The following is a 23,888-nucleotide window of genomic DNA, read 5'->3' on the forward strand; positions in this document are numbered from 1 at the left end:
GGGCAGCGGGTCAGTCCCGGCCGAGTTCGGCCTCGGCGGCGGCCAGCGCCGCGAACTCCTCCTCGGGCGCATGGGCGACCAGACGGTGGCGACTGTAGAAGGCGAAGTAGGCAAGCGCGATCGCGTAGACGCCGAGCGCGATGAACGCGGCGTCCTTGTCCACCAGGAACGTCGCCACGAGTGCGAGCAGCGCGAGGACGAAGGCGACCGAGGAGGTCAGGATCCCGCCGGGTGTGCGGTAGGGCCGCCGAAGGCCCGGCTCGCGGCGCCGCAGCACCACGTGCGAGAGCGCCATCAAGGCGTAGGAGATCGTGGCGCCGAAGACCGCGACGTTCAGCATCCGCCCGCCGTTGCCGCTCCACGCGGCGAGCGCGAAGCCGAGCGCGCCGGGGATCAGCAGGCCCAGATAGGGCGACTTGCGGCGGCTGGTCAGGGACAGGAAACGGGGCAGGTAGCCGGCCCTGGACAGGGCGAAGAGCTGGCGCGAGCCCGCGAAGATCAGCGAGAAGAACGACGCCACAAGGCCCGCGAGACCCGCGTAGTTGACGAAGCGGCTCAGGGCGGTCGGGCCGCCGTCGCCCTGGAGCGCCACGACCAGTGGGTTGCCCGCGTCCTTGAGGGCGGCCGAGCCGTGCGCGCCGGTCGCGGCGAGGAAGGTCAGCACGGCGAGCAGTACCAGGACGGACAGCGAGATCGCGAGCGCGCGCGGCATGGAGCGCACCGGGTCCTTGGCCTCCTCCGCCGCCAGCGGCACCCCTTCGACGCCGAGGAAGAACCACATGCCGAAGGGGAACGCGGCCCAGATGCCGAGCACGCCGAACGGCAGCCACGAGGTGGAGCCGAGCGCCGAGGCGTCCACCGGGATGTCATTGAGGCGCGAGGCGTCGAAGTCGGTGAGGGCGCCCACGGCGAAGACCAGCAGGGCCGCCACGGCGATGGCGGTGACCACCAGGCTGAAGCGCAGCGCCTCGCCCACGCCCCACAGATGGATGCCGATGAAGATCACGAAGCAGGCGAGGTAGACGGGCCAGCCGGAGGTGAGCCCGAACAGGCCGAGCGATTCGACGTAGTCGCCGATGAAGAGCGAGATCGCGGCCGGCGCCAGGATGTACTCGATGAGGATCGCGGTGCCGGTCAGGAACCCGCCCCAGGTGCCGAGCGCCCGGCGCGCGAAGCCGTAACCGCCGCCCGCGGTGGGCAGGATGGCGGAGAGCTCGGCCAGCGAGAAGACGAGACAGGCGTACATGATGCCCATCAGGACGGTGGCCGCGGCGAGGCCCCCGAAGCCGCCCTTGGACAGGCCGATGTTCCAGCCGGAGAAGTCGCCCGACACCACATAGGCGACGCCGAGCCCGGTGAGCAGCAGCCAGCCGGCGCTGCCGCGCCGCAGGGTGCGCCGGTGCAGATAGTCGTCCTCGGCGCGGGCGGGTGGTGGGGTGCGGACATCGGTGCGCTCGGCCATGAGCCGCTCCAGGTGATCGTCAAGGGAGATCAGGTCAATGGTTCGGCTGCATACCTTTGCCGGACGGTAGGGGGATGCGCAAGGGGTGTACGTAAAACCGCGGTTACGGATGGGGCGCGGGGGGTCGGTCGGGGCGGGGCTCCGCGGTTACGGAGGGGGCGGCGGGCCGGCCGAGCCGGGGCGCGGGGGGCCCGGGGGCCGGGGTGGGGGTGCGAGGCGGCCGGGGCGGGCTGGGCGGGCCGGAACGGGGCCGCGAGGAGCCGGCGAGCCGGAGCGGGGGTGGGGCGCGGTGGGCCTGAGCGGGCCAAGGCCGGGAGGCCCGGCCCCGCTCAGGTCAAGAAGCCGCGCAGCAGCGCCGCCGTGCCCCCGCAGTGTTCCCGCATCACTTCGCGCGCCCCGTCCGCGTCGCCGTCGAGCACCGCCTCCACCAGCGCGGTGTGCTGGTGCTGGGAGTGCTCCAGGTTGCGGACCAGGAGCGGAATGCAGTCCAGGAGCTCGTTCACTGTCGCGCGGACCGCCGCGTACTGGGCGGTGAGCGAGGGCGATCCGGAGAGCTCGGAAAGGGTGAGGTGGAGCAGCGTGTCCTGGCGCCGGTAGTCGCCGAGCTCGGCGTCGTGGGTCGCGGTGAGCGCGGCCCGCAGCCGTTCGGCGCCCGCATCGCTCAGCCCGTGCGCGGCGCACAGCCCGGCCGCGCCCACCTCAAGGACCTCCCGGAAGCGCAGGACGTCCTCGACGTCGACCGACGCGATGCGCCGCCGCAGCTCGTCCTCGCCGCCCTCGGCGGGCCTGCGCAGCACGAACGTGCCGCCGTACCTGCCGCGCCTGCTCTCGACCAGGCCCTGTTCCTGGAGCACCTTCAGGACCTCGCGCAGGGTGACCCGGCTGATGCCCATGCGCTCGGCCAACTCCCGCTCGGACGGCAGGCGTCCGCCCGGCGGCACCAGGCCCAGGCGCAGCAGCTGGAGGACCTGCTCCAGTGCCTCCTCGAAGCCGTTGCCCGCCCGTACGGTCCGCAGGACGGGCACCAGGGTGTCCGGTGTGCCGCCCTCGGTCCGGTCCGCCGGGTCGATCTTCTTCGCCACGTCGTGGATTCCTCTTCCCAATCAATGGTCCTAGCCCATACCTTATGGCTCTCGGCTGACCCAAGGAGGAGCTTCCCGTGGCAGACCGCACACCCCCGCTCTCGATCGAGGAGCTGCGAGACCTCGTCGCGAGCGGTGAGATCGACACTGTCGTCCTCGCCTTCCCCGATATGCAAGGGCGACTGCAGGGCAAGCGCTTCGCGGCCGGGTTCTTCCTCGACGAGGTCCTGGAGCACGGCACCGAGGGCTGCAACTACCTGCTAGCCGTCGACACCGAGATGAACACGGTCGACGGCTACGCGATGTCGTCCTGGGAGCGCGGCTACGGCGACTTCGCCATGCGCGCCGATGCGGCCACGCTGCGCCGGGTCCCCTGGAACGACGGCACCGCGATGCTCATCGCCGACCTCGGCTGGAGCGACCGCTCCCCGGTGGTGGCCGCCCCACGCCAGATCCTGCGCCGCCAGCTGGAACGGCTCGCGGAGCTCGGCTACACCGCGCAGGTCGGCACCGAACTCGAATTCATCGTGTTCAAGGACAGCTACGAGCAGGCCTGGGACGCCGGATACCAGGGCCTCACCCCGGCCAACCAGTACAACATCGACTACTCGGTGCTCGGTACCGGCCGCATCGAGCCGCTCCTTCGCCGCATCCGCAACGAGATGCAGGCGGCAGGACTCACCGTCGAGTCGGCCAAGGGCGAGTGCAATCCCGGCCAGCACGAGATCGTCTTCCGCTACGACGAGGCCCTGGTCACCTGCGACCAGCACGCCATCTACAAGACCGGCGCCAAGGAGATCGCGGCCCAGGAGGGCGTCTCGCTCACCTTCATGGCCAAGTACGACCAGCGCGAGGGCAATTCCTGCCACATCCACCTCTCGCTCACCGACGCGGACGGCCGCAACGTCATGGCCGGCGACGGGTCCGACCCCATGTCGCCCGTGATGCGCCACTTCCTGGCCGGACAGCTCGCCGCGCTGCGCGACTTCTCCCTCCTGTACGCGCCGAACATCAACTCCTACAAGCGTTTCCAGCCCGGCTCCTTCGCCCCCACCGCCGTCGCCTGGGGCCACGACAACCGCACCTGCGCGCTGCGGGTCGTCGGCCACGGCGCGGGCACCCGCTTCGAGAACCGGCTCCCGGGCGGCGACGTCAACCCGCACCTCGCCGTCGCCGGACTTGTCGCGGCCGGCCTGTACGGCATCGAGAACAAGCTCGAACTGCCCGAGGCGTGCACCGGGAACGCGTACACCGGTGACTACGCCCACGTCCCCACCACCCTGCGCGAAGCCGCCGAACTGTGGGAGAACAGCCCCATCGCCAAGGCGGCCTTCGGAGACGAGGTCGTCGCGCACTACCGCAACATGGCGCGGGTCGAGCTCGACGCGTTCGACGCCGCGGTGACCGACTGGGAGCTCCGCCGCTCCTTCGAACGCCTGTGAGGAACGACGTGTCCGCTTCGCATGAGCTTCAGGTGCTCGACCCGGCCACCGAGGAAGTGATCGCGGTCGTCCCCGGCGCCACCGTCGCCGACGTGGACGCCGCGGTCGTACGGGCCAGGGCCGCCCAGCGCCACTGGGCCGCCGCGGCCCCCGCCGACCGGGCCCGCCTCCTTCGCCGCTTCGCGGCCGTGGTCGACCAACACGTCGAAGAACTGGCCCAGTTGGAGGTGCGCGAGGCCGGACACACCATCGGCAACGCCCGCTGGGAGGCGGGCAACGTCCGTGATCTGCTCGACTTCTCGGCCGGGGGAGTGGAGCGGCTGAGCGGCCGGCAGATCCCGGTCGCGGGCGGCCTCGACATCACCCTGCTGGAACCGCTCGGCGTGATCGGTGTCATCGCCCCCTGGAACTTCCCGATGCCGATCGCCGCCTGGGGCACCGCGCCCGCGCTCGCCGCGGGCAACGCGGTGATCCTCAAACCCGCCGAGACGACCCCGCTGACCGCACTGCGCCTGGCCGACCTCGCCCTGGAGGCGGGGCTGCCCGAAGGCCTCTTCCAGGTCCTGCCCGGCGCGGGCGCCGTCGCGGGGAACGCGCTGGTCGAACACCCCGGCGTCGCGAAGATCGTCTTCACCGGGTCGACCCGCGTCGGCAAGCAGATCATGGCCGCCTGCGCCGACCGCGTGAAGCGGGTGACCCTCGAACTCGGCGGCAAGAGCCCCAACATCGTCTTCGCCGACGCCGACATCGAGGCGGCGGCCGCCGCCACCCCGATGTCCTTCCTCGACAACGCAGGCCAGGACTGCTGCGCCCGCACCCGCATCCTGGTCCAGCGCACCGCGTACGACCGCTTCATGGACCTGCTCGGCCCCGCGATCGAAGGGATCGTCGTCGGCGACCCGGCCGACGAGAAGACACAGATGGGCCCGCTGATCTCGCGCGTCCAGCTGGACCGCGTCAGGTCGTATGTCGCCGACGACGCGCCCGCGCTGCGCGGCAGCGCGCCCGAGGGGGCCGGGTTCTGGTTCCCGCCGACCGTTCTGACCGGCCTGGCGGCGGACGCGCCCGCCGCCGTCGAGGAGGTGTTCGGGCCGGTCGCCGTCGTCCTTCCCTTCGAGGACGAGGCGGACGCGGTGCGGCTCGCCAACGCCACCGACTACGGGCTCTCGGGGTCGATCTGGACCCGCGACGTCGGCCGCGCCCTGCGCGTCTCACGGGCCGTGGCGGCGGGCAACCTGTCCGTCAACTCCCATTCCAGCGTGCGCCATTCGACCCCGTTCGGCGGCTACAAACAGTCCGGCCTCGGCCGCGAGCTCGGCCCCGACGCCCTCACCGCTTTCACCGAGACCAAGAACGTCTTCATCAGCACGGAGGCCTGAGCACTCATGACCGACGACATCATCTGCCGCCGCCTGGCCGGCCGCACCGCCGTCATCACCGGGGCCGGCAGCGGCATCGGCCTCGCGACCGCCCGGCGCCTGGCCGCCGAGGGCGCCCACGTGGTGTGCGGCGACATCGACGAAACGGCCGGAAAGGCCGCGGCCGAAGCCGTCGGCGGCACCTTCGTGAAGGTCGACGTCACCGACCAGGAGCAGGTCGAGGCGCTGTTCAAGACCGCCTTCGACACCTACGGCAGCGTCGACATCGCGTTCAACAACGCGGGCATCTCGCCCCCCGACGACGATTCCATCCTCACCACAGGACTCGACGCCTGGCGCCGTGTGCAGGAGGTCAACCTGACCTCCGTCTACCTGTGCTGCAAGGCGGCCCTGCCCTACATGCGGCGCCAGGGCCGCGGCTCCATCATCAACACCGCCTCGTTCGTGGCCGTCATGGGCGCGGCGACCTCGCAGATCTCCTACACCGCCTCCAAGGGCGGGGTGCTCGCCATGTCGCGCGAGCTCGGCGTGCAGTTCGCCCGCGAGGGCATCCGCGTCAACGCGCTGTGCCCGGGCCCGGTCAACACCCCACTGCTCCAGGAGCTGTTCGCCAAGGACCCCGAGCGGGCCGCGCGCCGGCTTGTGCACATCCCGGCGGGCCGGTTCGCGGAGGCCGACGAGATCGCCGCCGCGGTCGCCTTCCTCGCGAGCGACGACTCCTCGTTCATCAACGCCACCGACTTCCTGGTCGACGGCGGCATCGCGGGGGCGTACGTCACCCCCCTCTAAACCTGACCACCCCGTTGTTCACCTCGGGGCCACGCACAGGGCAGCCGGGCGTCGCACGACGCCCGGCTGCGCTGTCTACCGTCCGCGATGATCGTCCGACGACAGGAGCCCCCCAGCGTGTCCACATCCCCCGCCGCCCGCCGACTCCCGGTACTCGCCGCGGCCCTCTCCGTAGCCGCGGCCGGCCTCGTCGCCGCCCAGCCCGCCGAGGCGCGCACGGCATCGCACTGCCCCCGACTGACGGTTTCCGACGGATGGTTCGGGGACAACCAGGGCCGGATCCAGGACCTGATCGACAGCTACGGCAGGTGCGGGGCGGGGGCCCGGCACGGCAAGAAGCCGGTCGCCGTCTTCGACTGGGACAACACCGTCGTCAAGAACGACGTCGGCGACGCCACGATGTACTGGCTGCTGCGCAACTCCAAGATCCAGCGTCCGGTGCGCGGCGACTGGCGCACCACCAGCCGTTATCTGACCGCCGACGCGGCGAAGGCGCTGACCGCGGCGTGTCCCGCCGGCGCCTCCAAGACGCTCCCCACCGGCACCGACACCCGCTGCGCCGACGAAATCCTCGCGGTCTACGGCGAGGGCGCCACCAGCGCCGGGACCACCGCGTTCGCCGGGTACGACCGGCGCACCACCGAGCCCTCGTACGCCTGGCTCGCCCAGCTCCTGCACGGCTGGACACCGGCCCAGATCACGTCCTTCGCGTCGGCGGCGCGCACCGAGAACCTGTCGGCCCCCGTCGACGCCGTCCAGAGGGTCGGCAGCAACACCAAGGCCACCGCGTGGGTGCGCTACTACGACCAGCAGCGCGATCTGATCCGTACGCTCCAGAAGGCCGGCTTCGACGTCTGGATCACCTCCGCATCGCCCGAGCCCGTCGTCGACGTGTGGGCGCGCGGCGCCGGCGTGGCGCCCGACCATGCGATCGGCATCCGCTCCACGACCGAGCACGGCCGCACCACCTCGCACCTCAAGGGCTGCGGCTCGGTCAAGGACGGCGACGACTCGATGATCACCTACATCGACGGCAAGCGCTGCTGGATCAACCAGGAGATCTTCGGCGTGCGGGGCGCCGCGGCCGAGAAGGTCCAGCCCGCGAACCGCCGACAGGTGTTCGCGGCCGGCGACTCCGACACCGACGTCTCCTTCCTGCGGGACGCGACCGGCCTGCGGCTCGTCCTGAACCGCAACAAGAACGAGCTGATGTGCCGGGCGTACGACGACAGCGACGGCCGCTGGATCGTGAACCCCATGTTCATCGAGCCCAAGGGCCAGAAGGCGGCGCCCTACCCCTGCGCCACCACCGGCTACACCGAGCGCGACGGCACTGCGGCCGCCGTGCGGCGCGGCGACGGCTCGGTCGTCCCCGACCAGCGGGACTCGGTGTACGGCGGCTGAACGCGGGTTCTAGGGTGGGGCCATGACCATGACGACCCCGCCCGGCTGGTACCCGGACCCGGGCGTGCCCGGCACCGAACGCTGGTGGGACGGGGCCGCCTGGACCGCCCACACCAGAGCGCAGGGCGGGCAGGCTTTCGGGCCGGCCGAGCCCGTCACCGTGGTCACCGCGCCGCCCGTACGGCGGCGCGGCCCGCTGGTGGCGGGCGCCGCCGCCGTGGTCCTGATGGCCGCGATCGTGGGCGCCGTCCTCGTCGTCGGCCACGGCGACGACGATCCGCACCCCGCCGACGCGAACAAGGGCCCCACCGTGCCGATGGCCGTCAACTCGCCCTCCACCAAGGCGAGTTCACCGGCTTCCGCCGATCCGCACACCCTCGTCGACCAGCTCGACGGGATCACGTTGACGATCCCCGACGGCTGGGAGAAGACCGACGACCCGGTGACCGGGCTCGTCACCATGACGACGAAGGGCACGTACGACTGCCCGGGCGACTCCGGGTTCTGCCACCACGGCAGCGTCACCACAGCGACGGCCACCGCGACCGACCTCAAGACCGCCGAGGCCATCGCCAAGAACGACATCGCCGACGCCGCCGCCGACGCCTACGACCACGACCCCATCGGCGGCCACCCCTACAACGGCATCACCTCGCACCAGGAGGTGAAGTCGGGGCCGGTGGTGGTGGACGGCCGCACCGGCTACCTGGTGCGCTGGCAGGTCAGGACCGGTAAGGGCCCCGGGGGTTACGTCGAGTCGCTTGCCTTTCCCTCGACGGTGGGCAGCCAGGCCATGGTCATCGCACGGTTCGCCCTCGACGCGGGCGCGGACGGCCCGCCGCTCGCCCTCATGGACACCATCACGCGGAGCATCGCGCCCATCGGCGGCGGACAGAACGGCGGCGTCGGCACGAGCCTGGCCCCGCCGTCGCCCTGACCCCGCAGTGGCTCCGGCCCCGCCGACCCGCGCGGCCTAAAGGAACGTACGGCCCTCGCCCCGGTACGTCGGCACCGTCGCCGTCACCCGGTCGCCCTCCACCAGCCGCAACTCATCGAAGCGCTCGCACAGTTCGCCCGCCTTGGCGTGCCGGAACCACACCTTGTCGCCGATCAGGAGATCGTCCGCGGCGGAGCCGAGCAGCGGTGTCTGCACCTCGCCCGCGCCCTCCTGCGGGTCGTAGCGCAGCCCCTCGGGCAGATACGGCACCGGCAGCCGGTCCGCGCCGGGCGCACCCGAGGCCGGATAGCCGCCGCCGAGCACGGTCACCACGCCGACACCCGGGCGGCGCACCACCGGCTGGGCGAACAGCGCCGCCGGACGCCCGCTGAACGACGTGTAGTTGTCGAAGAGCCGCGGCACATAGAGCCCCGAACCCGCCGCGATCTCGGTCACCGCAGCCTCGGCCGCCGTGTGCTGCACGCTGCCCGTGCCGCCGCCGTTGACGAACTCCAGATCCGGCGCTACGGCCTGCACCGCACGCACCACATCGGCCCGCCGCGCCGCCAGTTCCCTGCGTGCCGCGGCCTGCATCAGGCGGATCGCCCGCGAGCGCAGCGGACTGCCCGCCACCGCATCCCCGACCCCGGCCACATGACCCTCGTACGCCATCAGACCCACCAGGCGGAACCCCGGGCGCCGAGCCACCGAGCGGGCCAGTTCGGCCAGTTGGGCGGGGGTGCGCAGCGGGGAGCGCCGGGCGCCGACCCGTACCCGGCCACCGAACAGCTGGAGCGAGGTGTCGAGTTCAAGACAGACCCGCACCTCCATGCCCTCGCCCTCACGGGCCCGGTCCACGAGGTCGAGCTGCGCCGGGTCGTCGACCATCACGGTGATGGCACGGGCCAGCTTGGGGTCGGCAGTCAGCTCGGCGAAGGAGGCCCGGTCCGCGGACGGATAGGCCAGCAGGACGTCCTCGAAGCCGGCCCGCGCCAGCCACACCGACTCCGCCAAGGTGTACGACATGACGCCCGCGAAGCCGGGCCTGGCCAGCACCCGCTCAAGGAGCGCACGGCACCGCACCGACTTGCTTGCGACCCGGATCGGCTTGCCCGACGCCCGGCGAAGCATGTCCTTGGCGTTGGCGTCGAACGCCTCCAGATCGACGATCGCCACGGGTGCGTCAAGATGAGCGGTCGCCCGGTCGTACCGGGCGCGGTCAGCGGCGCGGGGTGTCATGGCGGAAGCCTGCCAGAACCGGTTACCACAAGGTAGGGGTCGGCCGGTGCGGATGCCGCGACGCCCGGACCGGTCTGCGCCCGCACAGGATCAGCCCGTAGAGTGACGCCCGAGCGCAAGAGGGCTGGACCGGACGGCACGAGGGGCACGAGGGGGGCGGATGACCACCGACGCACGACCCCCGCGCAGCACCCCTCACCTGCCGCCTCCCGCCCAGCGCACCCCTCAACTCCCCTCGCCCGCACAGCGACCCGAGCCCGCCGCCGCCCCGGCGCCGGCCCCGCCGCCGCCCGCGCCCGAGGGCCCCGCCGACCGGCTCCGTTCCGCGCTCGACCTGATCGACCCGGGCCCGGTGCTGCCGAACACCCGCATATCGCCCACGGTTTCGGGCCCCCGCCCTCCCGCGATACCCCCGCTCCCGGCCGTCCCGCCCAGGCCGCTGCTGCCCCCGGAACCGCTGTCCGACGAGCCGGGCCCGCTGCGGCCGGTCCCCGCCCGGCGGCCCGGGCGGCTCGCGGCGGCCGCGGTCTGCGTGGTCCTGGGCGCCGGACTCGTCGGCGGGGCCGCGGCGGGGACCTGGCTGGACGACGACTCCGACGGGCCGGCCGCCCGCAGCACCTACACGGCAGCCCGCGACCTGTGGCACAGCGTGCCCGTCGACACCCTCTTCCCCCGCACCATCCGGGGCGCGGGCGCGGGACCCGGCGGCGCAGACCGCCAGTGGACCCGCATCGGGGTCGCCCCGGACGGCGACTGCGCGGACGCCCTCGACCCGCTGCTCCTCAAGGTCGTCGAACCGGTCGGCTGCGCCCGCATGCTGCGCGCCACCTACACCGACGCGACGGCCAGCAGCGTGACCACCGTCGGCCTGGTCTTCACCAGCGCCGAACCCGCCGCGATGACCGCCCTGGCGAACCGGTTCAGCACCCAGAAGCTCGGCGACCGTACCGATCTGCTGCCGCGCCCGTACGCCGTCAAGGGCAGCGACGCCGCGTCGTTCGGCGACAAGCAGCGCGCGAGCTGGACCGTACGGGTCCTCACCGACGCCCCCGTGGTGGTCACCGCCGTCTCCGGGTTCGCCGACGGCCGTGCGGTCCTCGCGCCGCAGTCCGCCGAAGAGGCCACGGTCGACGGGGCGAGCGGTCCCGTGGCCGAGGCGGGCCTCGGCCACGACGCCAAGGGCATCGCCGACACCGTCGAACGCGGCCTGCGCAAGAAGGTCGCCGCAGGCCCGGAGCCCGCACCGTGACCGAGCCCACGACGAACGAGCCCACGACGATCGAGCCCACGACGAACGAGCCCACGACGACCGTGCCCGCCATGACCCGGCCCACCACGACCGCGACCACCACGACCGGGCCGCCCGGGACCGAACCGGCCGTGACCACCGAGCCCACCGTGACCGGGCCGCCCGGGACCGAACCGGCCGTGACCACCGAGCCCACCGTGACCGGGCCGTCCGTGACCGGGCCGTCCGTGACCGGGCCGTCCGGGACCGAACCGGCCGTGACCACCGCGTCGTCGTCCGGCCCCGTGCGCCGCGCGGGCGCACTCGCCGCGACCGCCGCACTCACCCTGCTGCTCTGCGCCGCGCCCGCCCACGCCGACGGCATACGCGACCGTCAGTGGGAACTGACCGCCATGCACACCCAAGAGGCATGGCGCACGTCCAAGGGCAAGGGCATCACCGTCGCGGTCCTGGACACCGGCGTCGACGCGAGCCACCCCGACCTCGCAGGACAGGTGCTGCCGGGCAACGACCTGGTCGGCTTCGGAGCCGGCCAGGGAAGCCGCGACTGGGCCCGGCACGGCACCGCCATGGCCGGCATCATCGCGGGCCACGGACACGGCGCGGAGGACCGCTCCGGCGTCCTCGGCATCGCGCCCGAAGCCAAGATCCTGCCGGTCCGGGTCATCCTGGAATCCACCGACCCCGCCCGCGCACAGGCCCGCGAGACCAAGGGCGGCGCGCTGGCCGAGGGCATCCGCTGGGCCGCCGACAACGGCGCCGACGTCATCAACCTCTCGCTCGGCGACGACAGCGCCTCCGCCCACCCCGAAGCCGCCGAGGACGCCGCGATCCAGTACGCGCTCGGCAAGGGCGCCGTCGTCGTGGCCTCCGCGGGCAACGGAGGCGCCCAGGGCGACCACATCTCCTACCCGGCCGCCTACCCCGGCGTCATCGCGGTCGCCGCCGTCGACAAGAACGGCACCCACGCCTCCTTCTCCACCCGCCGCTGGTACGCCACCGTCAGCGCCCCCGGCGTGGACGTCGTCATAGCCGACCCGGACCGCAAGTACTACGAGGGCTGGGGCACGAGCGCCGCCTCCGCGTTCGTGTCCGGAGCCGTCGCCCTGCTGCGCTCCGCCGACCCCGGCCTCACCCCGGCGCAGATCAAGAAGCTCCTCCAGGACACCGCACGCGACGCCCCCCAGGGCGGCCGCGACGACGCCCGCGGCTACGGCATGATCGACCCGGCCGCCGCGCTCACCGCCGCCGCCGGTCTCAAGGCTGCCCCCCTGAGGTCCGAGTCCGCGCAGTACGGCAAGACCTACTTCGGCGGCGGCCCCGATGCACCCACCCCGTCCGACGACCCGGCGAACTGGCTGGCCCCGCTCTCGGCGGGCGGCGGTGTCCTGCTGCTCGCCGCCGGAGTGGTGCTGTGGCGCTCCACCCGGGTCAGGACGCCGCGCGAGTGGCTGTGAAGCTGCCGCGGAGGCCGTGACGGGCCGGCGCGAGGGCCCGGCTAGGCTCGTGACGTGGCGCTCAAGAACATTCCGGATTCCGGCTTCTCCGACGACGACGGCACTGCCGCTCCCGAACTGACCGAGGCGCTGGCCGCCTGGGCGATGGACAGATCGGCCGAGCCACGGGTGCTCGCCGCGCTGCGCACGGCGCGGCTGCTGGTCCCTGTGGTCGCGATGCTGGGCGAGAGCGAGATCGACGACAACGGCCTCAAGCGCGAGAAGACCAGCGACATGGCCGTGCCCACCCTGAAGGCGGGCGAGCGCACGGCGTTGCCCGCGTTCACCTCCATCGCGTCCCTCGCCCTGTGGGACCCGGCGGCCCGGCCGGTCGCGGTGCCGCTGCACCAGGCGCTGGCGGCGGCCGTGCACGAGAAGGCGGACACCGTGGTCATCGACCTCGCGGGCCCGGTGGCGTACGAACTGAAGGGCGCGGCCCTGCTCGCCCTCGCCGAGGGCCGCAGCAGCACGGACCCGCTCCAGGACCCCGCCGTGATCGAGGCGGTGCGCTCGGCGGTGGCCGCCGTTCCCGAGGTGCTGCGCGCCCACCTCGGCCCCGGCAGCGCGGACGGCACACTCGCGCTCGTCCTCGCCGACGGCGCGGTGCCTGCCGACGCCGGGCGCCGGGTGGCCGAGCTGATCGCCGCCGACGAGACTTTGCGGGCCCGGCTGGTACGCGGCCTCGACCTGGCCGTCCTGCCGTCCGGAGCCCCCCAGCCGAACGGGCCGCTCTTCACCCGGTGAGGTGAGGAACGGCCCGTGCGCGCGTCGTGGAGGAGGGCTCAGCCGAAGACGGCGCCCGTGTACTTCTCACCCGGCCCCTGGCCCGGCGCGTCCGGCACGATGGACGCCTCGCGGAACGCCAGCTGGAGCGACTTGAGGCCGTCGCGCAGCGGGGCGGCGTGGAAGGACGAGATCTCGGTGGCCCCGGCGTCGAGCAGGCCGGCCAGGGCGTGCACCAGCTTGCGGGCCTCGTCGAGGTCCTTGTGCGACTCGCCTTCCTCGGTCAGGCCGAGCTTCACGGCGGCGGCGCTCATCAGGTTCACGGCGACCGTCACGATCACCTCGACCGCCGGGACCTCCGCGATGTCGCGGGCCATGGTGTCGAAGTCGGCGGTGTCTTGGGGGGGCGTCTCACTCATGCCCACACGATATGCGGTGTGCGCGGTGCCGCATGCCGCCCACACGATTCGCCGCCCCGTCCGGTTGCTGCTAACCTTGTGTAACGACCGGCCAGGCACGTGTGCCCGGCCCACAAGTGGAGGCTCCGATCTCCCACCCGGCCACCCTCACGGGAGGCGGGTCATCCGGTCAGGTGGCCCCCATCGTTCCGTACGGACGATGGAGCCGCCCGATGTGCGCCCCGCGGTGGACCCGCGGCGGTGCTCCGGTTTCTTGGAGCCCCGCCTGTGTCCGTCCCGGGGCATTTTTTGTGCCTCGCGGTGGCCGGTCATGTCATTGGAGACATACGCGGCTGTCCCCCAGACAGTCGTGTGGTGCTACTGAGGAGGATCCATCAGCGCCGAGCCCCGCATCAACGACCGGATTCGCGTCCCCGAGGTCCGACTTGTCGGCCCCAGCGGCGAGCAGGTCGGAATTGTTCCGCTTGCCAAGGCCCTGGAGCTCGCCCAGGAGTACGACCTCGACCTGGTCGAGGTCGCGGCGACCGCCCGTCCGCCCGTGTGCAAGCTCATGGACTACGGGAAGTTCAAGTACGAGTCGGCCATGAAGGCCCGTGAGGCGCGCAAGAACCAGGCGCACACGGTCATCAAGGAGATGAAGCTCCGGCCGAAGATCGACCCGCACGACTATGACACCAAGAAGGGTCACGTCGTTCGGTTCCTCAAGCAGGGCGACAAGGTCAAGATCACGATCATGTTCCGTGGTCGTGAGCAGTCCAGGCCGGAGCTCGGCTACCGACTGCTCCAGCGCCTCGCTTCGGACGTGGAGGAGCTCGGCTTCGTCGAGTCCAGCCCGAAGCAGGACGGCCGAAACATGATCATGGTTCTCGGTCCGCACAAGAAGAAGACCGAGGCGATGGCCGAAGCCCGCGAGGCCCAGGCGGCCCGCAAGGCGGAGCGCCAGGGTCAGACCACTCAGGCCGACGAGTCCGTCGAGGACGAGCCGGCCGCCGAGGCGCCCGCCGCCGAGGCAGTGGCCGAGGAACACCCCGCCGAGGCCTGATTCCGGGACAGCCCGTTCCGGACATCAAACCGACACATATGACGCTCCCGAGCGCCGGTCCCCGGACCGGCTGGGAGCGCCACTGACGAGGAGATAACGGCGCTATGCCGAAGAACAAGTCGCACAGCGGTGCCAGCAAGCGCTTCAAGATCACCGGCTCCGGCAAGGTGCTCCGTGAGCGTGCCGGCAAGCGCCACCTGCTCGAGCACAAGTCGTCCAAGAAGACCCGCTCGCTGACGGGCACGGTCGTTCTGGCTCCGGCCGACGCCAAGAAGGTCAAGAAGCTTCTCGGCAAGTGACGTTCCTCCGCCTCCGCTCGCCGGAGGCGGAACGTCGAGACCGGGACCTATTCGATTTCGGGTCGTGTGAGTCCAACCACGGCCCCGCTACAAGGAGTTAACAAGTGGCACGCGTCAAGCGGGCAGTCAACGCCCACAAGAAGCGCCGGGCAATCCTCGAGGCGGCCTCCGGCTACCGCGGTCAGCGTTCGCGCCTGTACCGCAAGGCCAAGGAGCAGGTCACCCACTCGCTGGTCTACAACTACAACGACCGCAAGAAGCGCAAGGGCGACTTCCGTCAGCTGTGGATCCAGCGCATCAACGCCGCTGCCCGCCAGAACGGCATGACGTACAACCGCCTCATCCAGGGTCTGAAGGCCGCCAACATCGAGGTGGACCGCAAGATCCTGGCCGAGCTCGCGGTCAACGACGCCAACGCGTTCGCCGCGCTCGTCGAGGTGGCCCAGAAGGCCCTCCCGAGCGACGTCAACGCCCCGAAGGCCGCGTAAGCGCCTGACGGCTTGTTGAGCCGGACCGGACCCGCAGGCCGTTGGCCTGCGGGTCCGTGCGTTCCGGCCCCGGGACCCGCTTCTGTCCGCGGGTTGTGCGTGGCGGGTCGCGCCCACGCGGCGGAGCCGCACCTCGGCGCCGCCCCGCGCCCACTCGGCGGAGCCGCACCTCGGCACCGTCCCGCGACCACGCGGGGCCGTCCCCGTCCCCCTTCGTAGAGAGACCGCGAGTACATGCCCACCCCCGAGCTGATCTCCCCGCGTTCCCCCCGCGTCGCCGCCGCCCGACGGCTGGCCCGGCGCACCTTCCGGGGCAAGGAGCGCCGGTTCATCGCCGAGGGGCCGCAGGCCGTCCGCGAGGCCGTCGAGCACCGCAGTGACGGCGAGCCCACTCTGGTCGAGCTGTTCACCACCGTCGAGGCCGCCGAGCGCTACGCCGACATCGTGGCCGCGGCGCTGGACGCCGGCGCCCGGGTCCACTACGCCGACGACGACGTGCTCGCCGAGGTCTCCCAGACCGTCACCCCGCAGGGCCTGGTCGGTGTCTGCCGGTTCCTCGACTCGCCGTTCGAGGACATCCTCAAGGCGAAGCCCAGGCTGGTCGCCGTGCTCGCCCACGTGCGTGACCCGGGGAACGCCGGCACCGTACTGCGCTGCGCGGACGCCGCGGGCGCCGACGCGGTTGTTCTCACCGACGCTTCCGTCGACCTGTACAACCCCAAGTCCGTGCGCGCGTCGGTCGGTTCGCTCTTCCACCTGCCGGTCGCCGTGGGTATTCCCGTGGAGCAGGCGGTCCAGGGGCTTCGCGACGCGGGCGTACGCATCCTGGCGGCCGACGGCGCCGGACAGGACGACCTCGACGCCGAGCTGGACGCGGGGACCATGGGCGGCCCCACCGCGTGGATCTTCGGCAACGAGGCGTGGGGCCTGCCACAGGAGACCCGCGCGCTCGCGGACGCGGTGGTGCGCGTGCCCATCCACGGCAAGGCCGAAAGCCTCAACCTCGCGACGGCCGCCGCCGTGTGCCTCTATGCCTCCGCTCGTGCGCAGCGTGCTGCGGCAGGGTGCCGCTCCGTGACCTCCTCCTAGTAGTGTTGCGGGCTCCGGGGCCCATTCAGCGCTTCGAAGAGGTGGGACAGGGGGATGGCTGTCGGCATGAGCAGCATCGGCAACAGCACCGCGCTGTGCTCGTCCGGCCGTCCTGATGTCCTCGGCTTCGACCCCGACGACCTGCCCGACGGCATCGTGGTCGCCGACGACACGGGCCGGGTCGTCTGTTTCAACGCCGCCGCGGTCAGGATCACGGCGGTCCCGAAGCACGAGGCGCTCGGCTTCCCGCTGGAGCGGGCACTGCCGCTGGAAGACCTCAAGGGCCGCCGCTGGTGGCAGCTCACCGATCCGTACGGGGGCCTCGCCATCCGCGTCGGGCAGCCCGAGCGCAACCTGCTGCTGCCCGGCGGCCGCGAAGTGCTGGTCTCCGCGCGTTACGTGCGCGAACGCCCGACCGGGCCCGTGCGCCGGGTCGTGGTCAGCCTGCGCTCCACCGAGGCGAGGCGGCGTACCGAGCGTTCGCACGCCGAGCTCATCGCCACCGTCGCGCACGAGCTGCGCTCCCCGCTGACCTCCGTGAAGGGCTTCACCGCCACGCTGCTCGCCAAGTGGGAGCGGTTCACGGACGACCAGAAGCGGCTGATGCTGGAGACGGTCGACGCCGACGCCAACCGCGTCACCCGGCTCATCGCCGAACTCCTCGACATCTCCCGCATCGACTCGGGCCGTCTCGAAGTGCGCCGCCAGCCCGTCGACGTGCCGGCCGCCGTCGGCCGCCACCTCCAGGCACGCGTCGCCTCGGGGCAGACCCCGGACCGCTTCCTGGTCCGCGTCCAGCGGCCGCTGCCCGATCTGTGGGCGGACCCGGACAAGATCGACCAGGTGCTCGGCAACCTGCTGGAAAACGCGGTGCGTCACGGCGAGGGAACCGTCACCATTGAGGTGGCGCCCGCGCCTGTCCGCATCGACGAGCACGACGAGAAGGGAACGGCCGTCACCGTGAGCGACGAAGGTCCCGGCATCCCCGAGGAGTCGATGGGCCGTGTCTTCACCCGCTTCTGGCGGGGGAGCAAGCGCGGCGGGACCGGGCTCGGCCTCTACATCGTCAAGGGCATCGTGGAAGCGCACGGCGGCACCATCACGGTCGGGCGAGGCCCCGGCGGCGGCGCCCAGTTCCGATTTATTCTGCCCGTCGCGGCTCCGGCGTACCTGCAGTAGACCGCCTCCGAGCCGCCACGGGCGCACTCGCATTCCACGACCCCGTTAGACTCGACCTTTGGCGCGTTTGTGTCCGCGCGCCGTAGCGGTATCGCGGTCGCGGGGACCCCCGGCCTGGGGGCACCTCCCAGCGTCTGCTGGGAGACAATCGGAAGCACGGGAAGAGATGTCGGCACCTAACAAGTCGTACGACCCTGTTGAGGTCGAGGCGCTGAAACCGGAAGAGATCGAGCGCATGCGGGACGAGGCGTTCGCCGCCTTCGCCGCCGCAGGCGACCTCGACGCGCTCGCCCAGGCGAAGACCGCGCACACCGGGGGCACCTCGCCCCTCTCGCTCGCCAACCGCGAGATCGGCGCGCTGCCGCCGCAGGCCAAGGCCGCGGCCGGCAAGCTGGTGGGCATGGCCCGCGGCGCCGTGAACAAGGCCCTGGCCGCCCGCCAGGCCGAGCTGGAGGACGAGCGGGACGCCCGGGTCCTGGTCGAGGAGGCGGTGGACGTCACCCTGCCGCACGACCGGGTACCGGCCGGCGCCCGCCACCCGCTGACCACGCTGTCGGAGCGCATCGAGGACGTCTTCGTGGCCATGGGCTACGAGGTCGCCGAGGGTCCGCAGGCCGAGGCCGAGTGGTTCACCTTCGACGCGCTCAACATCGGCCCCGACCACCCGGCCCGCTCCGAGCACGACACGTTCTTCGTGCAGAGCCAGGACGAGTCCAAGAACTCGGGCGTCGTGCTGCGCACGCACACCTCGCCCGTGCAGATCCGCTCGATGCTCGACCGCGAGCCGCCGGTGTACGTGATCTGCCCCGGCCGCGTCTACCGCACCGACGAGCTCGACGCCACGCACAGCCCGGTCTTCCACCAGGTCGAACTGCTCGCCGTCGACGAGGGCCTGACCATGGCCGACCTCAAGGGCACCCTCGACCACATGGTCAAGGCGCTGTTCGGCGAGGACATGGAGACGCGGCTGCGGCCGAACTTCTTCCCGTTCACCGAGCCGTCCGCCGAGATGGACATGGTCTGCTACGTGTGCCGCGGCGCGTCCGTCGGCAACCCGGACCGCCCGTGCCGCACCTGCTCGTCCGAGGGCTGGATCGAGCTCGGCGGCTGCGGCATGGTCAACCCGAAGGTGCTGACCGCCTGCGGCGTGGACCCCGAGAAGTACAGCGGATTCGCCTTCGGCTTCGGCATCGAACGGATGCTGATGTTCCGCCACAACGTAGAAGACATGCGAGACATGGTCGAGGGTGACGTCCGGTTCACCCGGCCGTTCGGGATGGAGATCTGATGCGGGTCCCGCTTTCCTGGCTGCGGGAGTACGTCGACCTCCCCGCCACCGAGACCGGCCGCGACGTGCAGGCCAGGCTCGTCGACTCCGGTCTTGAGGTCGAGACCGTCGAACAGCTCGGCGCCGGGCTCAAGGGCCCGCTCGTCGTCGGCAAGGTCCTCACCATCGAGGAGCTGGAGGGCTTCAAGAAGCCCATCCGCTTCTGCACCGTCGACGTCGGCCCGGCCAACGGCACCGGCGAGCCGCAGGAGATCGTGTGCGGCGCCCGCAACTTCGCGGTCGGCGACAAGGTCGTCGTGGTGCTCCCCGGCGCGGTGCTGCCCGGCGACTTCGCGATCGCCGCGCGCAAGACGTACGGCAGGACCTCGCACGGCATGATCTGCTCCGGCGACGAGCTGGGCATGGGGCCGGACACCACCGGCGGCATCATCGTGCTGCCCCCGGAGCACGAGGTCGGCACCGACGCCATCGCGCTGCTCGAACTTGTCGACGAGGTCCTGGACATCGCGGTGACCGCCAACCGCGGCGACTGCCTCTCGATGCGCGGCGTCGCCCGCGAGACCGCCATCGCCTACGGCCTGCCGCTGCGCGACCCGGCGCTGCTCGACGTGCCCGCGCCCAACTCCTACGGCTACCAGGTCAAGATCGCCGACCCGATCGGCTGCGACCGGTTCACCGCGCGGACCGTGACCGGTCTCGACCCCGAGGCCCGTTCCCCGATCTGGTTGCAGCGCCGCCTCCAGAAGGCCGGGATGCGGCCGATCTCGCTCGCCGTCGACATCACCAACTACGTGATGATCGAGCTGGGCCAGCCGCTGCACGCCTACGACCGCACCCTGGTCGACGGGCCCATCGGGGTGCGCCGCGCCGAGGCCGGTGAAGTGCTCACCACCCTCGACGGCACCCGGCGCAAGCTGGACGCCGCCGACCTCGTCATCACCGACAGCCGGGGCCCCATCGGCCTGGCCGGTGTGATGGGCGGGGCCAACACCGAGATCGCCGACTCCGTCACGGATCCCGAGACCGGCGAGGTCAAGGGCACCACCGAGGTCGTCATCGAGGCCGCGCACTTCGACGCGGTCGCCATCGCCCGCACCGCGCGCCGCCACAAGCTGATCTCCGAGGCGTCCAAGCGCTTCGAGCGCGGCGTCGACCCGCAGGCCGCGTCGGCCGCCGCCCAGCGGACCGTCGACCTGCTCGTGCTGCTCGCGGGCGGCACCGCCGAGGCCGGCGTCACCGAGATCGTCTCGCCGTCCGCGCCGCGCACCATCGCCATGCACGCGGACCACCCGGACCGCGTGGCGGGCATCACGTACGGCCGCGAGACCGTCGTACGCCGCCTCCAGGAGGTCGGCTGCGACGCGTACGGGCAGGACGAGCTCGTCGTGACCGTGCCGTCCTGGCGCCCCGACCTCACCGAGCCGAACGACCTGGCCGAAGAGGTCATCCGCCTGGAGGGCTACGCCAACCTGCCCTCCACGCTACCCAAGCCGCCCGCAGGACGGGGCCTGACGGAGCGTCAGCGACTGCACCGCAGGGTCGGCCGCGCGCTCGCAGGTGCCGGGTTCACCGAGGCGCCGAGCTATCCGTTCGTCGCCGAGTCGGTCTTCGACCAGCTGGGCCTCGACGCGCAGGATGCCAACCGCGCCGTCGTGAAGCTGGTCAACCCGCTCAGCGACGAGGAGCCGGCGCTGCGCACCACGCTCCTGCCGGGCCTGCTCGCCACGCTGCGCCGCAACCACGGCCGCGGCAGCCACGATCTGGCGCTGTTCGAGACGGGCCTGGTCTTCCACCCGTCGCCGAATCCGGGCGTCGCCGCCCGGCTGCCCGTCGACCGACGCCCCACCGACGAGGAGATCGCCGCGCTCGACGCCGTGCTGCCCGTGCAGCCGCGCCACGTGGGCGCCGTACTCGCCGGTGCGCGCGAGCAGGCCGGCTGGTGGGGCAGGGGCCGCCCGGCACACTGGGCCGACGCCGTCGAGGCCGCGCGTGCGGTGGCCCGCGAGGCGGGGCTCGAACTCGCCGTGGACCAGGGCCAGTACGGCCCTTGGCACCCGGGCCGCTGCGCCGAGCTGTATGTGTTCCCCGAGGGTGTGAAGACCCTCGTCGGGCACGCCGGTGAGCTGCACCCGCGCGTCGTCAAGGCGTTCGGCCTTCCGGCCCGCAGTTGTGCGATGGAGCTGAACCTCGACGTCCTTGAGCGGGCGGCCGAAGGCGTCGTGCAGGCACCGTCGATCTCCACCTTCCCGGTGGCGACCCAGGACGTGGCGCTCGTCGTCGACGGCCGGGTCCCGGCCGCCGCGGTGGAGAACGCGCTGCGCATCGGCGCCGGTGAACTCCTCGAATCCATCCGCCTGTTCGACGTCTACAGCGGCGAGCAGACCGGCGAGGGCAAGAAGTCGCTGGCCTACGCGCTGCGGTTCCGCGCCGCCGACCGCACCCTGACCGTCGAGGAGGCCTCGGCCGCCCGCGACGCGGCGGTGGCCCACGCGGCCGAGCTCACCGGCGCGGTGCTGCGCGGGGCGTAGCACGCGGGAGAACGCCGAGAGGGGCGCACCGGGAATCCCGGTGCGCCCCTCTCGCCGTCCGTGACGAGCCGTCTCCCGGGCCGGGGTGGGGCGCCGCCGCCCTGCCGGGAGTGCCGGGCAGCGCGGACAGGACGGACGGCGCCAGGGACGGGCCGCCGCACTGTTCGAGGGGGAGCCGGCGGCCCGGTCGCCTCAAGGAGAGGCGGCTTCAGAGTCAACCGGCTCCGGGCGCCCGTGGGCAGAGAGCGCGGCGCACCAGTGCGGGTACTCGCTTCACACCCCGTGTGAACCAACTCCATTACGCTGGCTGCACCGAGCCAACGGAGGGCCCCATGCAGCCCAATACCCTGCTCGACGCCCTGGTGGACGAGGCGGGGATCTCACACGCCGGGCTCGCGGCCCGGGTGAACCAGGCGGGGCGGGCCCGAGGCCTCGCGCTCCGCTACGAACACACCGCGGTGGCCCGGTGGTTGAAGGGCCAGCGGCCACGCGGTCAGGTGCCCGACCTGCTGTGCGAGGTGCTGGCCGGCCGGTTGCGCCGCCGGGTCACCCTCGACGACATCGGCCTCGGTGTGCCGGGTGAGCCGGTCCTTGCGCACGGATCGCCGCTCGCCGGCTTCGTCGAGCGGGCCACCGCCCTATGGCGCTCGGACGAACAGCAGCGCACCCACATACTCGACGCCCCGGCCGTCACCGGCACCCCGGCCGTGATGCCCGTATGGGAGTGGGAGAACCCGCCCGAGGACACCGATGTGTCTCGCGAGGGGCCCACCGCGGTGGGGGAGTCCGACATCGACATGCTGCGGTCGGCGCGCGAGCACTACGAGCTGATGTACCGCAAGGCGGGCGGTATCGCAACCCGCTCCCGCATCGTGGGCTTCCTCAACGCCGAGACCGCCCCGCTGCTGCGCGGCGGCTATCCGCATGCGACGGGGCGTCAACTCCATCGCGCCACCGGCGGGTTGGTGGCCATCGCCGGTATCTGTGCGTACGACTCCAACGCCCAGGGCCTGGCCCAGCGTTACTTCCACCAGGCGCTGCGGCTCGCCAAGGCCAGCGGGGACAGGGGACTTGGGGCGTACGTCATCGCGCTCCTCGTCAACCAGTCGCTGTTCATGCGCGACTACCGCCAGTCCGTCGCGTTCGCCGAGGCGGCGCTGCGCGCGGCGGGCGGGCAGCTGAGCCCCGCCCTGGCATCCGATCTGCACGCCATGCAGGCCAAGGCGTACGCACATCTGGGGGACGGCCACAGCGCGCTGTCCTCCATCAGGAGCGCGGAGACGGCGGCCGGGCGGATCAGACCGGGGCAGGAGCCGGCCGAGACCGGCTATGTGCAGCCCGGCCTCGTCAACGTCCAGGTGGCGGAGGCCCTGCTCAGCCTCGGCGACCTGGCGGCCGCGCGCGAACAGGCCGCGCTCGCGGCCGGTGAACCCTCCCACGACCGGGGCCGGGTGCACCGCCTCGCGATGCTCGCGCAGATCGAGCTGCGGCAGGGTGAGGCCGACCGGGCCGTGGCCACCGCGGTCGAGATGGCGAAGCGGGCCCGGGGCATGGAGTCGCAGCGACTGCGTGACCGGCTGCGTCTGGTGCGGGAGCACCTGGTGGCGAGCGGCTGCGCCGGCGCGGAGGAGGCCGCCGAGCTGATCGACGGGGCGCTCCGCGTTCCCCTCTGACCGTCAGCCTGCTGCGATATTGCCACCTACTTGTCGGAAGGTGGCAGAAACGTGCAGTGGACGAATCTAAGCGAACAAACTGTGTATGAGAATCGCTGGTTTCGGGTCAACCTGGCGGACGTAGCGCTTCCGGACGGGCGGCACCTGGACCACTTCCTGATCAGGCTGCGGCCAGTCGCCGTGGCCACCGTCGTCAACGCGGCCAACGAGGTGCTGCTGCTGTGGCGGCACCGCTTCATCACCGACAGCTGGGGCTGGGAACTGGCCGCCGGAGTCGTCGAGGACGGCGAGGACATCGCCGCCGCCGCGGCCCGCGAGATGGAGGAGGAGACCGGCTGGCGGCCCGGGCCGCTCAAGCCCCTGCTCACCGTCGAGCCCGCCAACGGGCTCATCGACGCCCGGCACCATCTGTTCTGGTCCGAGTCGGCCGAGTACATCGGCCACCCCGAGGACGACTTCGAGTCCTCGCGCCGCGAGTGGATACCGCTCAAGCTGGTGCCCGACATGGTCGCCCGCGGGGAGGTGCCGGCCGCCAACATGGCGGCCGGACTTCTGCTCCTGCACCATCTGCGGCTGGGCGACGGCTGACACCCCCTAGGGGGTGTCTGGTGGATCATGGCCGGGGGTGCGGCGCCTGGCACGGCACCTCGCGGCGTTGCCGAAACGCCCCGATAGCTCCGC

Annotated in this window: 21 protein-coding genes; 17 read left to right on the forward strand and 4 right to left on the reverse strand. The window is 72.2% G+C overall.

Features of this window, described 5'->3' with window-relative positions:
• Positions 1-10: 10 nt before the first annotated feature.
• Complete coding sequence (eat, locus tag ACGFW5_RS13965) at positions 11-1,462, reverse strand: ethanolamine permease (protein ID WP_393834437.1); 1,452 nt, start codon at positions 1,460-1,462, stop codon at positions 11-13.
• Between the two features lie 329 nt (positions 1,463-1,791).
• The gene (locus ACGFW5_RS13970) at positions 1,792-2,544 is read right to left on the reverse strand and encodes a FadR/GntR family transcriptional regulator (protein ID WP_393834438.1); all 753 of its coding nucleotides are present in this window, start codon (positions 2,542-2,544) and stop codon (positions 1,792-1,794) included.
• Positions 2,545-2,621: 77 nt separating this feature from the next.
• Between ACGFW5_RS13970 and ACGFW5_RS13975 the strand changes: the two genes are divergently transcribed.
• From ACGFW5_RS13975 to ACGFW5_RS13995, 5 genes are all read left to right on the forward strand, one after another.
• Positions 2,622-3,986 (forward strand): glutamine synthetase family protein, encoded by a 1,365-nt coding sequence (locus ACGFW5_RS13975; RefSeq protein ID WP_393834439.1) that lies wholly within the window; start codon positions 2,622-2,624, stop codon positions 3,984-3,986.
• Between the two features lie 8 nt (positions 3,987-3,994).
• A complete protein-coding gene (locus ACGFW5_RS13980; RefSeq protein WP_393834440.1) occupies positions 3,995-5,365 on the forward strand; it encodes an aldehyde dehydrogenase family protein in 1,371 nt (456 codons plus the stop codon).
• 6 nt (positions 5,366-5,371) lie between these two features.
• Positions 5,372-6,154, forward strand: a complete 783-nt coding sequence (locus ACGFW5_RS13985) for a 3-oxoacyl-ACP reductase (protein ID WP_393834441.1) — start codon at positions 5,372-5,374, stop codon at positions 6,152-6,154.
• Between the two features lie 117 nt (positions 6,155-6,271).
• Positions 6,272-7,558, forward strand: coding sequence for a haloacid dehalogenase-like hydrolase (locus ACGFW5_RS13990; RefSeq protein ID WP_393834442.1), 1,287 nt, complete (start codon positions 6,272-6,274; stop codon positions 7,556-7,558).
• Between the two features lie 22 nt (positions 7,559-7,580).
• Positions 7,581-8,495, forward strand: coding sequence for a DUF2510 domain-containing protein (locus ACGFW5_RS13995; RefSeq protein ID WP_393834443.1), 915 nt, complete (start codon positions 7,581-7,583; stop codon positions 8,493-8,495).
• A gap of 36 nt (positions 8,496-8,531) precedes the next feature.
• On the opposite strand, the gene ACGFW5_RS14000 is transcribed toward ACGFW5_RS13995, so the two are convergent.
• Entirely contained in the window at positions 8,532-9,734 is a 1,203-nt protein-coding gene (locus ACGFW5_RS14000; protein WP_393834444.1) for an amino acid deaminase/aldolase, read from the reverse strand.
• Between the two features lie 160 nt (positions 9,735-9,894).
• Between ACGFW5_RS14000 and ACGFW5_RS14005 the strand changes: the two genes are divergently transcribed.
• From ACGFW5_RS14005 to ACGFW5_RS14015, 3 genes are read left to right on the forward strand one after another with little or no spacing between them, the layout of a single operon-like run.
• The gene (locus ACGFW5_RS14005; RefSeq protein WP_393834445.1) at positions 9,895-10,983 is read left to right on the forward strand and encodes a hypothetical protein; all 1,089 of its coding nucleotides are present in this window, start codon (positions 9,895-9,897) and stop codon (positions 10,981-10,983) included.
• Positions 10,980-12,440 carry a type VII secretion-associated serine protease mycosin gene (mycP, locus tag ACGFW5_RS14010; protein WP_393834446.1) on the forward strand — a complete coding sequence of 487 codons (1,461 nt, stop codon included), beginning with the start codon at positions 10,980-10,982 and terminating at the stop codon, positions 12,438-12,440. Before ACGFW5_RS14005 ends, mycP begins: the two co-directional genes overlap by 4 nt.
• A 54-nt stretch (positions 12,441-12,494) precedes the next feature.
• Entirely contained in the window at positions 12,495-13,223 is a 729-nt protein-coding gene (locus ACGFW5_RS14015) for an SseB family protein (RefSeq protein ID WP_393834447.1), read from the forward strand.
• Between the two features lie 38 nt (positions 13,224-13,261).
• Here ACGFW5_RS14015 and ACGFW5_RS14020 read toward each other — a convergent pair whose 3' ends face one another.
• Positions 13,262-13,621 carry a DUF1844 domain-containing protein gene (locus ACGFW5_RS14020; RefSeq protein ID WP_393834448.1) on the reverse strand — a complete coding sequence of 120 codons (360 nt, stop codon included), beginning with the start codon at positions 13,619-13,621 and terminating at the stop codon, positions 13,262-13,264.
• Between the two features lie 373 nt (positions 13,622-13,994).
• On the opposite strand from ACGFW5_RS14020, the gene infC reads away from it, so the two are divergent.
• The 9 genes from infC (at position 13,995) to ACGFW5_RS14065 (ending at position 23,795) form a co-directional block, all read left to right on the forward strand.
• The gene (gene infC, locus ACGFW5_RS14025) at positions 13,995-14,663 is read left to right on the forward strand and encodes a translation initiation factor IF-3 (protein ID WP_393834465.1); all 669 of its coding nucleotides are present in this window, start codon (positions 13,995-13,997) and stop codon (positions 14,661-14,663) included.
• A gap of 104 nt (positions 14,664-14,767) precedes the next feature.
• Entirely contained in the window at positions 14,768-14,962 is a 195-nt protein-coding gene (rpmI, locus tag ACGFW5_RS14030; protein WP_053723558.1) for a 50S ribosomal protein L35, read from the forward strand.
• A 104-nt stretch (positions 14,963-15,066) separates the two neighbouring features.
• A complete protein-coding gene (gene rplT, locus ACGFW5_RS14035) occupies positions 15,067-15,450 on the forward strand; it encodes a 50S ribosomal protein L20 (protein ID WP_003970214.1) in 384 nt (127 codons plus the stop codon).
• A gap of 234 nt (positions 15,451-15,684) precedes the next feature.
• Positions 15,685-16,539, forward strand: coding sequence for a TrmH family RNA methyltransferase (locus ACGFW5_RS14040; protein WP_393834449.1), 855 nt, complete (start codon positions 15,685-15,687; stop codon positions 16,537-16,539).
• Between the two features lie 66 nt (positions 16,540-16,605).
• On the forward strand, positions 16,606-17,718 hold the full coding sequence (locus tag ACGFW5_RS14045) for an ATP-binding protein (RefSeq protein WP_393834450.1): 1,113 nt from the start codon (positions 16,606-16,608) through the stop codon (positions 17,716-17,718).
• A gap of 166 nt (positions 17,719-17,884) precedes the next feature.
• A complete protein-coding gene (gene pheS / locus ACGFW5_RS14050; protein ID WP_393834451.1) occupies positions 17,885-19,006 on the forward strand; it encodes a phenylalanine--tRNA ligase subunit alpha in 1,122 nt (373 codons plus the stop codon).
• Positions 19,006-21,534, forward strand: a complete 2,529-nt coding sequence (gene pheT / locus ACGFW5_RS14055) for a phenylalanine--tRNA ligase subunit beta (protein ID WP_393834452.1) — start codon at positions 19,006-19,008, stop codon at positions 21,532-21,534. The genes pheS and pheT overlap by 1 nt, the downstream gene beginning before the upstream one ends.
• 332 nt (positions 21,535-21,866) lie before the next feature.
• Entirely contained in the window at positions 21,867-23,207 is a 1,341-nt protein-coding gene (locus tag ACGFW5_RS14060; protein ID WP_393834453.1) for a transcriptional regulator, read from the forward strand.
• A gap of 51 nt (positions 23,208-23,258) precedes the next feature.
• Positions 23,259-23,795: an NUDIX domain-containing protein gene (locus tag ACGFW5_RS14065; RefSeq protein ID WP_393834454.1), complete on the forward strand. Its 537-nt coding sequence runs from the start codon at positions 23,259-23,261 to the stop codon at positions 23,793-23,795.
• Positions 23,796-23,888: the final 93 nt, after the last annotated feature.

The organism is Streptomyces sp. NPDC048416 (genome assembly GCF_043200435.1).
In the GTDB taxonomy this organism is placed as follows: Bacteria; Actinomycetota; Actinomycetes; order Streptomycetales; family Streptomycetaceae; genus Streptomyces.

Excerpts from the sequence above, each read along its gene's own strand:
- eat (WP_393834437.1), bottom strand. The coding sequence starts at position 1,462 with ATGGCCGAGCGCACCGATGTCCGCACCCCACCACCCGCCCGCGCCGAG.
- ACGFW5_RS13985 (WP_393834441.1), top strand. The coding sequence starts at position 5,372 with ATGACCGACGACATCATCTGCCGCCGCCTGGCCGGCCGCACCGCCGTC.
- ACGFW5_RS13995 (WP_393834443.1), top strand. The coding sequence starts at position 7,581 with ATGACCATGACGACCCCGCCCGGCTGGTACCCGGACCCGGGCGTGCCC.
- ACGFW5_RS14000 (WP_393834444.1), bottom strand. The coding sequence starts at position 9,734 with ATGACACCCCGCGCCGCTGACCGCGCCCGGTACGACCGGGCGACCGCT.
- ACGFW5_RS14005 (WP_393834445.1), top strand. The coding sequence starts at position 9,895 with ATGACCACCGACGCACGACCCCCGCGCAGCACCCCTCACCTGCCGCCT.
- ACGFW5_RS14020 (WP_393834448.1), bottom strand. The coding sequence starts at position 13,621 with ATGAGTGAGACGCCCCCCCAAGACACCGCCGACTTCGACACCATGGCC.
- rpmI (WP_053723558.1), top strand. The coding sequence starts at position 14,768 with ATGCCGAAGAACAAGTCGCACAGCGGTGCCAGCAAGCGCTTCAAGATC.
- ACGFW5_RS14040 (WP_393834449.1), top strand. The coding sequence starts at position 15,685 with ATGCCCACCCCCGAGCTGATCTCCCCGCGTTCCCCCCGCGTCGCCGCC.
- ACGFW5_RS14045 (WP_393834450.1), top strand. The coding sequence starts at position 16,606 with ATGAGCAGCATCGGCAACAGCACCGCGCTGTGCTCGTCCGGCCGTCCT.
- pheS (WP_393834451.1), top strand. The coding sequence starts at position 17,885 with ATGTCGGCACCTAACAAGTCGTACGACCCTGTTGAGGTCGAGGCGCTG.
- pheT (WP_393834452.1), top strand. The coding sequence starts at position 19,006 with ATGCGGGTCCCGCTTTCCTGGCTGCGGGAGTACGTCGACCTCCCCGCC.
- ACGFW5_RS14060 (WP_393834453.1), top strand. The coding sequence starts at position 21,867 with ATGCAGCCCAATACCCTGCTCGACGCCCTGGTGGACGAGGCGGGGATC.